This is a genomic window from Streptomyces bobili (genome assembly GCF_002154575.1).
Classification (GTDB): domain Bacteria; phylum Actinomycetota; class Actinomycetes; order Streptomycetales; family Streptomycetaceae; genus Streptomyces; species Streptomyces bobili.
This window is the reverse complement of record NZ_MUBA01000587.1, coordinates 1-6,557: the sequence shown is the minus strand read 5'-3', so window position 1 is coordinate 6,557 and position 6,557 is coordinate 1. Positions and strand designations below refer to the sequence as shown.

The window sequence follows — 6,557 nt, the reverse complement described above, 5'->3', positions numbered from 1 at the left end:
CGGGCGCCCGCATCGTCGACGACATCCGGCTCGCCGTGCCCGAGGGCGCGTTCGTCGGACTCGTCGGCCCGAACGGCAGCGGCAAATCGACGCTCCTGCGCTGCGCCTACCGCGCCCTGCGCCCCGACGCGGGCGTGATCCGCCTCGGCGGGGACGACGTACGCACCCTGCGGCCGGCGGCAGCCGCGCGCGTCCTGGCGGCCCTGCCCCAGGAGTCCTCCGCCGAGTTCGACTTCACCGTCACCGAGGTGGTCGCCATGGGACGGCTGCCGCACCGCGACCGAACCGCGCGCACCGACCGGGACATCTGCGCCCACGCCATGGAGAGCACCGGCGTGGCGCATCTCGCCGACCGCGGGTTCCTCGCCCTGTCCGGCGGTGAGAAGCAACGCGTGCTCATCGCCCGCGCGCTGGCCCAGCAGCCGCGCGTGCTCGTTCTGGACGAACCCACCAACCACCTCGACATCGCGCACCAGTTGGAGATCCTCTCCCTGGTCCGCGGCAGCGGCCTCACCGCGCTGGCCGCCCTGCACGACCTCAACCTCGCCGCCGCCCACTGCGATCTGCTGTACGTGATCGACGACGGCCGCATCGTCGCCACCGGCACCCCGGCCGAGGTGCTCCGGCCGGCCCTGCTCGCGGACGTGTTCGGCGTCCACGCCCACCCCGTACGGCATCCCGTCACCGGCACCGTCCAGCTCCTGTTCGACCTCCTCCCCTAAGGAACCCCGTGCCCGCCCTGCGCCCCCTCGTCCTGGCCGCCGCCCTCGCCCTGACCGCCACCGGCTGCGGCGCCACCGTGGAACCGACGGCGACCACCGACGCCAAGGCCGTCACGCTCACCAACTGCGGTCGCGAGGTCACCTTCGACAAGGTCCCCGAACGCGTCGTCACCAACGACGTCGGCATCACCGAGCTGATGTTCGCCCTGGGCCTGGAGGACCGCATGGCCGGGTTCGCCATGCCCGACGACAAGGGCGATCTGAGCGGCGTCCCCTGGAAGGACGGCTACGAGAAGGTGAAGTGGCTGTCCAAGGACCAGCTCACCAAGGAGAACGTCCTCGACGCCCGCGCCGACCTCGTCTTCGCCGGCTGGAACTACGGCTTCCGCGAGGACGGCGGCTTCACCCCGGACGCCCTGAAGAAGCTCGGCATCCCGTCGTACATCCTCACCGAGTCCTGCCGCAACGGCCGCACGAAGAGCTCCCGCGGCATCATGGAGCCCCTGGAGGCGCTCTACGCCGACCTCACCAACCTGGGCAAGCTGTTCGGCGTCGAGAAGCGCGCGGCCGGCCTGATCGCCGGCTTCAAGAAGCAGGTCGCCGCCGTCCGCGCCCAGATCCCCGCGGGCGGTGCCCGGCCCACGGTCTTCCTCTACGACAGCGGCCAGGACCAGCCCTTCACCTCCGGCCGGTACGCCGCCCCCGACCAGATCATCAGCGAGGCCGGCGGCACCAACCTCATGCACGACGTGGCCGACTCCTGGACGACGGTCGGCTGGGAGAGCGTCGTCGCACGCGACCCGGACGTCATCGTGATCTGCGACTACGGGGACGTCGGCGCCGAACAGAAGAAGGACTTCCTCCTGTCCTACGCCCCGCTGCGCGACGTCTCGGCCGTCAAGCACCGCCGCATCGTCGTCCTCGACTATGTCGACCTCGTGGAGAGCCCCCGCAACCCGGCGGCGATCGCCCGCCTCGGCGCCTATCTGCGGACGGTGGGGACGGCCGGCTGACTCAGGCGCGGCGGGGCGGAGCCGGGGAGCCGAGGGCCGTGATCTCGGTCAGTGGCGTCCCGCCCGCCCACAGCAACAGGCGGGCTCCGTCCAGCAGATGGGTGTGCGTCTGACGCGCGGCCCACACCTCGTCCCGGTGCGAGAACGTGCCGCGGTGCACGACCAGCCGCACCCGGCGTCCGGACCGCCACCGCGCCCGGCACGAGCAGGCGCCGTCCTCGTCCGGCAGCGGCTCGGCCACCGGCCGGAACGCCACGTCGAGCAGCCGGCCTCGCCGGTCGCGGGCGGCGAGATGGACGGTGTCGTGGGCGGACGGCGGCAGCACCCGCCAGCCGTCCCGGCGCAGCATCCGTGCCACCGCGAGCACCAGTGCCGACGGGTCCAGATCCGCCAACTCCTCGGCCGTGTAGTAACCGTGACGCCGCCGCGCCGGCCGCCGGGACCGGCGGAGCGCGTAGACGGCGGCCACGCCGAGCGTCACCAGGACCAGGGCCGGGACCCAGTTGCCGACGGCGCGGCCCGCCAGCGCCAGGGCCGCGGTCGCGGCAGCCACGGCGAGGACCAGTACGGCGAGTGCGGGCAGCACCTCGCGCAGCCGCGGTCCGTAGCGGCCCGACGCGCGCAGCTCGCGCACGGTGCGGCGCCGGCGGGCACGCCAGGACCCGCCCACCGACGCTCGCTTCCCCCTGCGTGCCCCCAGAGCCGGCACCCCCCACGCCGTACACCGCGATGTGCCAGGAACGGATAGCTACCCGCAGTGTCATGAAATGCCCCCGCCCGGCACCTTTCGGCCATCGGCTTGGCCGAAGTGCGGCAGGGGGGTGCGGCGGCTCGACGGGCCGTTGTCAGTGGCGGGTGCGAAGCTGCTGGTCATGGACGAGGCTGACTTCATGCGGGGCCGGGTCTACGGCGCCGATCACGAGGACGCGGCGCCCCGCCCGGACCGCGAGTACGCGGAACTGGTGGGCGGCCCGCTGGACGGGCTGCTGCTGGACGTCACCGAGCGCCCCGGCGGCGACCTGCGCGAGGTGGCGCTGACCACCGAGATAGGCCGTTACGGCCCCGGTGGCTGGGCTCTGTACGAAGAACGGCACGGGGACGCCCGCCACTTCGACTGGCGGGGAGACGCGCCCGGCGCTCCCTGACGGCCCGGCGGGGTCCGGTGAGGGACCCGGATGGCTTGTTCGATCGTACGAACCTGCGTTCGTGAGGGTTACCTCTTGCCCTCAAGCTTGATAGGAAACCTTCCTGTCAGTTGAGTCGCACGCAGAGTTGCCCGCAGATCCACCTCCCTCCACCCCCCACTCCCCGACTGGAGTCACTGTGGTGCACAAGTCCCCCGGCGCGCAGGACCCGACCGCCGCGTCCCGCCGCACCGTCCTCGCCCTCTTCGCCGCCCTGACGGCGGCGCCGCTCCTCGCCTCCCCGCAGGCGTCCGCGGCCCCCCGGCTCCTCGCGGTGCCAGACCTGGACGACCCGGCGAAGAAGGAGATCGCCATGAAGCTGGTGTCGAGCGCGGAGAACTCCTCGCTCGACTGGAAGGCCCAGTACAAGTACATCGAGGACATAGGCGACGGCCGCGGCTACACCGCCGGCATCATCGGCTTCTGCTCCGGCACCGGCGACATGCTCGACCTCGTCGAGCTGTACGCCGCCCGCAAACCCGGCAACGTCCTCGCCAAGTACCTCCCCGCCCTGCGCGAGGTCGACGGCACCGACTCCCACCAGGGCCTCGACCCCAACTACCCGCGGGACTGGCGGAAGGCGGCCCAGGACACGGCGTTCCAGCAGGCGCAGAACGACGAACGCGACCGTGTCTACTTCGACCCGGCCGTGCGCCGCGCCAAGGCCGACGGCCTGCGCGTCCTCGGCCAGTTCGCGTACTACGACGCCATCGTCATGCACGGCGACGGCGGCGACTCCGCGAGCTTCGGCAGCATCCGCCGGCGCGCCCTGTCCAGGGCGAAGCCCCCGGCCCAGGGCGGCGACGAGACGGCGTACCTCCACGCCTTCCTCGACGCGCGTGTGTGGGCCATGAAGCAGGAGGAGGCGCACAGCGACACCAGCCGCGTCGACACCGCCCAGCGCGTCTTCCTGCGCCAGGGCAACCTCGACCTCCAACCGCCCCTGGACTGGAAGGTGTACGGCGACAGCTTCCACATCGGCTGACGGCACTGTGACGTGGCTGTGACGCGGGCCGTGGCCCGCGTCACAGCCGTGGGGAGGGGATGGCGAGCAGGATCGGCGGACGCCCGCCGCCGGACCGGCGGTACCGACGGAAGTGAGGCCGCGTGCTCGCACTGCTCGGAATCGCCGCCCTGTTGGGGAGTCCCGTCTGGTTGCTCGCCGTCCTCGTCCGGCTGATCGCCGTCGCCCTTCCCGGACGTCGTCCGGACTGGGGCGTGCGCCTGCTGCGCTGGTCCGCCGGGATGGCGGCGGCGGCCGCCGTCGCCTTATACCTGATGTCGGCCGGCCTGGTGCAGTTCTCGGTGCACGAGTCCCGCTCGGGCGCCGACTCGTGGCCTCCGCCCTCCTGCCGGGACGGCTTCTCCGCGGAGGCCGTCCGGCACCTCGTGGACTACCGCTCCTCCTACGTCCCGCCGGCCTTCGACTGCGTGCGCGACGACGGCACCACCTACCCGAGCAGTGACGCCTACCGGTGGATGAACGGCCTCGCGGCCGGCTTTGCCGCGGGAACCGGCCTGCTGGCGGCCGGGGCGTGGTATTCCGCCGGACGCCGGGAACGGGCGTCCGTCCCGGTGTCCTCCGGCAGTGGTGCGGCTGGGGCGTAGGAGCCGGATTCGGGGGTATGCGCGCGGTCATGAACGGGGTAATGAAGGCGGTCCGCATGGAACCTGTCCCTCCCGGCGAGGGCTCCCCGCGTCCCGAGCGGGGCCGGGTCGAGACGACGGTGGCCCTGGACGGAAAGAGCGGCTGCATCGCCGGGGCGCGGGAGTTGACGGGCGCTTTCCTCACGAGCGTGCAGCGCGAGCACGGGGTGCCGGTGTCGGCCCGCACCCTGGATCTCTCCCAGCTCGTGGTGAGCGAACTGGTGACCAACGCCCTGCGCCACGCGCCCGGCCCGGTCCTGCTGCATCTGCGTATCGCCGGTGCCGCCGTGGAGATCGCGGTCTGGGACAGCGAACCGGCGCTGCCGACGGCGCGCGAGGCGGATCCGACGAGAGTGGGGCAGCACGGCCTGGAGATCGTGATGGCCGTGGCCCAGGACGTCGACGTCGTCCGGGAGCCGGTCGGCAAGCGGATCGTCGCCCGGCTGGGGCTGCTCGACGGCCTGTAGACGGCAGACGGCGGTCGGCCGCACGCGGTGGGCGCTCCGGTCGTCGCGGATGTGCAACGCCGGCCCGGCGACGGCCGACATCCCGTCCGGCAGGGGGAGTGCACCGCGGCGCGCCCGGAACCGGAGCCCGGCGACACCGGCAACGCACGATCTCCGCCTCGACACGATGCCGTCCCCCCGGGCGGTGTCCGGCCAGGGGGACGGCCGTCGTGCGCCCGGCCTCAGGGCTTGTAGGGCAGGGTGGCGCAGTTGGAGCCGGCCGGCCTGCCGGCGAGCCGGTCGGTCAGCCAGGAGATCGCGTCGCCCTGGTCGGTGAGCAGCGGGGCGAAGTGGTTGAGCAGGGAGTTGCCCAGCGGCAGCAGGACGACCGGCTTGTAGGTGACGTCCGCCCCCTTCGCGCACCAGGCGACGGCGAGGTCCCGGGCCTGTCCGTGCGGTACGAGGTTGTCTGCGGTACCGGTCGCCACCCGCACCGGTGACGCGGGCTTGAGCCTGCCGATGCGCTGATCGGCCAGGAACGCCTTGAGCGCGGGTTCTGCCTCGATGATGGCGCCCAGGGAGCGGCCGTCGGTCGTCCAGGCGGTGCTGCGTGCCGAGTTGTAGGCGAGGAGGGCGTCCCCCACGCACATGGTGGACAGATCCTTGAGGGCCGCCCGGCCGGCCGCGTTGAGGTGCGCGTCCGCGATCGGCTTCAGCTCCGGGTCGGACTCCAGGAAGCCGTTGACCGACCAGCCCAGCGCCCCGGCGAGGTCGCTGCCGTCGATGGCCGCGGTGACGGAGACGAGGTCGGCGGGCGGCGCCCCGGCGTAGGTGCCGGCGAGTGGTACGTCGGGGGCGTACGCCGGCTGGAGTTCGGCGGCGGCGGCGGTGGCCCCGCCGCCCTGGCTGTAGCCGAAGAGGGCCACTCGCGAGCCGTCCGTGAGCGAGGTGCCGTCGAGGGCGCGGGCCGCGCGGACGGCGTCCAGCACCGCGTGGGCCTCGTCGACCCGGTTGACGTAGGTGTGCAGCCGGTCCGTGGTGCCCAGGCCGGTGTAGTCGGTGACGACGACGGCGACACCGCGGGCGAGCAGGCGGTAGATGGCCAGGACCTCGTAACCGACCGACACCGTCTGCCCGTTGAGCAGCAGCGGACGCTCCAGGCCGAGGGACGCGGCACACTGGTCGCCCTGTCCCATGGTGCCGGGGGCGACCGCGACCAGCGGCCGTGGTCCGGTGCCCTTCCAGGCGGCCGTCGGTTCGATGTAGGCGCCGGTGACGGCCATCGGCCGGCCCGCCGAGTCCGTGGACCTGTACATCAGGCGGGTCGCCCGGCCGGGCAGCGGACCGTCGATGCCGGGCAGGCTCAGGGCGAGGGGGAGACGTTCCGTGCGGATCAGCGCGCCGTCGGTGGCCGGCAGCGAGGCGGGCGGAGTGTAGAAGGCGGGGATGGTGACCCCGCGGGAGACCACGGGTTCCGTGGCTGTCGGGGCGTCGGCCGCGGCGGCCGGCGTGCCGAGGCAGGCGGCGGCCGTGACGGCCGCGGCG

General features: G+C 73.2%; 8 protein-coding genes. 6 read left to right on the top strand and 2 right to left on the bottom strand.

The features are described from left to right. Together BZL64_RS34255 and BZL64_RS34250 are read left to right on the top strand one after the other, a co-directional pair. Positions 1 to 722: ABC transporter ATP-binding protein (locus BZL64_RS34255; RefSeq protein ID WP_086772975.1), on the top strand; the 722-nt coding region annotated here is incomplete at its 5' end. 17 nt (positions 723 to 739) lie between these two features. Continuing rightward, positions 740 to 1,735, top strand: a complete 996-nt coding sequence (locus tag BZL64_RS34250; RefSeq protein ID WP_086772979.1) for an ABC transporter substrate-binding protein — start codon at positions 740 to 742, stop codon at positions 1,733 to 1,735. A gap of 1 nt (position 1,736) precedes the next feature. On the opposite strand, the gene BZL64_RS34245 is transcribed toward BZL64_RS34250, so the two are convergent. Next, positions 1,737 to 2,405 carry a hypothetical protein gene (locus BZL64_RS34245; protein WP_244205672.1) on the bottom strand — a complete coding sequence of 223 codons (669 nt, stop codon included), beginning with the start codon at positions 2,403 to 2,405 and terminating at the stop codon, positions 1,737 to 1,739. A 202-nt stretch (positions 2,406 to 2,607) separates the two neighbouring features. Between BZL64_RS34245 and BZL64_RS34240 the strand changes: the two genes are divergently transcribed. The 4 genes from BZL64_RS34240 to BZL64_RS34225 all read left to right on the top strand — a co-directional run bounded on the left by BZL64_RS34240 (position 2,608) and on the right by BZL64_RS34225 (position 5,033). Beyond that, positions 2,608 to 2,880, top strand: coding sequence for a hypothetical protein (locus BZL64_RS34240; RefSeq protein WP_086772977.1), 273 nt, complete (start codon positions 2,608 to 2,610; stop codon positions 2,878 to 2,880). A gap of 178 nt (positions 2,881 to 3,058) precedes the next feature. Beyond that, positions 3,059 to 3,904 carry a chitosanase gene (locus BZL64_RS34235; protein ID WP_086772974.1) on the top strand — a complete coding sequence of 282 codons (846 nt, stop codon included), beginning with the start codon at positions 3,059 to 3,061 and terminating at the stop codon, positions 3,902 to 3,904. A 122-nt stretch (positions 3,905 to 4,026) separates the two neighbouring features. After that, complete coding sequence (locus tag BZL64_RS34230; RefSeq protein WP_086772973.1) at positions 4,027 to 4,527, top strand: hypothetical protein; 501 nt, start codon at positions 4,027 to 4,029, stop codon at positions 4,525 to 4,527. 56 nt (positions 4,528 to 4,583) lie between these two features. After that, positions 4,584 to 5,033 carry an ATP-binding protein gene (locus BZL64_RS34225; RefSeq protein WP_244205670.1) on the top strand — a complete coding sequence of 150 codons (450 nt, stop codon included), beginning with the start codon at positions 4,584 to 4,586 and terminating at the stop codon, positions 5,031 to 5,033. A gap of 221 nt (positions 5,034 to 5,254) precedes the next feature. Here BZL64_RS34225 and BZL64_RS34220 read toward each other — a convergent pair. After that, the coding region (locus BZL64_RS34220; protein ID WP_107430402.1) for a lipase family protein at positions 5,255 to 6,557 on the bottom strand (1,303 nt) is incomplete at its 5' end.

What these genes read in the sequence shown, in the direction of transcription:
- BZL64_RS34240 (WP_086772977.1), top strand. Translation starts at nt 2,608, where the DNA reads ATGGACGAGGCTGACTTCATGCGGGGCCGGGTCTACGGCGCCGATCAC.
- BZL64_RS34225 (WP_244205670.1), top strand. Translation starts at nt 4,584, where the DNA reads ATGGAACCTGTCCCTCCCGGCGAGGGCTCCCCGCGTCCCGAGCGGGGC.